The sequence below is a fragment of the Peptoniphilus sp. oral taxon 836 str. F0141 genome (genome assembly GCF_000179335.1).
In the GTDB taxonomy this organism is placed as follows: domain Bacteria; phylum Bacillota; class Clostridia; order Tissierellales; family Peptoniphilaceae; genus Peptoniphilus_A; species Peptoniphilus_A lacrimalis.
Map to the genome: position 1 here is coordinate 1 of NZ_AEAA01000048.1, position 1,241 is coordinate 1,241.

Here is a 1,241-nt window from a genome sequence, read left to right on the forward strand (position 1 = left end):
ACATTCTATGTACATTTTATTAATTAACGGAGGTGTTTTATGAACAATAAAAAAATGACTACAAAAGATGTAGTAACAGTAGCTATTATGATTGCCTTGTTTTATGCAATTTCTATTGTTATTGGAATGAGTATGGTTGCTGTTCCGGTTGTATATATTTATGGTACTGCTGGAATTGAAATGTTTATAGGAGCTATTTTCTACTTGGTAGCAGCTAACAGACTTAATAAACATGGGCTATTATTTATATGGATATTAATTTATGGTCTTATCACAGCAGCTATGGGTTATGTGTTTATGCTTCCATATTTTATTGGACTTGCTATTTTGTGTGAAATAGTAATGATAGGCAAAGACACTTATATAAATCCAATAAGAAATATGATTGGCTGGAGTGTTTATGGTGCTGGTATGTTCATGGGAATAGGAGTTCCATGTTGGATAGCTTGGGAATCTTATCAAAAGCAAGCTTTAGAGAGTGGGTTTGCAGATAAGACATTAACTTTGCAATATAATTTGGTATCTTCACCAAAACTACTATTATTAGGTGTAACAATAACCGTTATATTATCTGCTTTAGGTGTTTTGTTTGCACAAAAAATTCTTAAAAAGCACTTTAAAAAGGCGGGTATTTTAGAGTAAATGGAGATATATGGGAAATGAAAATAGAAAAAATAAGTGGAATAACTTGTCTTTTTTTAACTATTATTTCCTGTATGGTGTCAATATTTACAAAAAGTTACTATATGCATGCTCTGTTTGCAGGATGGCTTTGTATGCTTTTAGCATATTTTGGTTTTATCAAACAGAGCATAATTTATTTTATGATATATAGTTTTACTACATTTTGGTTATTAAAAATGATACCTAGTGGTGTAGTTATAATTTCTCCAATGCTTTTGGGAATGTTGTATAAATTCATAGTTCCAATCATGGCAGGATTTTTAACTTTTAAGATACCATCAGGAAAATTAATTTCAATATTTCACAAATTAATGTTGCCACGAAATTTTGTACTTATATTAACGGTAATTATTAGATTTGTACCAACAATTGCTGGGGAATTTAGAACAATAAAAGAAGCTATGAAAGTAAGGGGATTTACAGGTAACTTTTTTCATATTTTATCAAATCCTTTGAGGATTCTTGAATATGCTATAGTTCCTTTAATTTTTCGTTCTATAAAAGTAGGGGATGAATTATCAGCAGCAGCGATTGTTAGAGGAATTGAAAACCCAATA

Annotated in this window: 2 protein-coding genes; both read left to right on the forward strand. The window is 30.0% G+C overall.

Going from position 1 to position 1,241, the window contains the following annotated elements:
• Positions 1–39: 39 nt before the first annotated feature.
• The gene (locus HMPREF9131_RS01965; RefSeq protein WP_001060382.1) at positions 40–642 is read left to right on the forward strand and encodes an MptD family putative ECF transporter S component; all 603 of its coding nucleotides are present in this window, start codon (positions 40–42) and stop codon (positions 640–642) included.
• Between the two features lie 17 nt (positions 643–659).
• A partial coding sequence (locus tag HMPREF9131_RS01970) for an energy-coupling factor transporter transmembrane protein EcfT (RefSeq protein WP_009345087.1) occupies positions 660–1,241 on the forward strand: 582 nt, incomplete at its 3' end.

Coding starts and splice junctions, on each gene's coding strand:
- HMPREF9131_RS01965 (WP_001060382.1), top strand. CDS start 40: ATGAACAATAAAAAAATGACTACAAAAGATGTAGTAACAGTAGCTATT.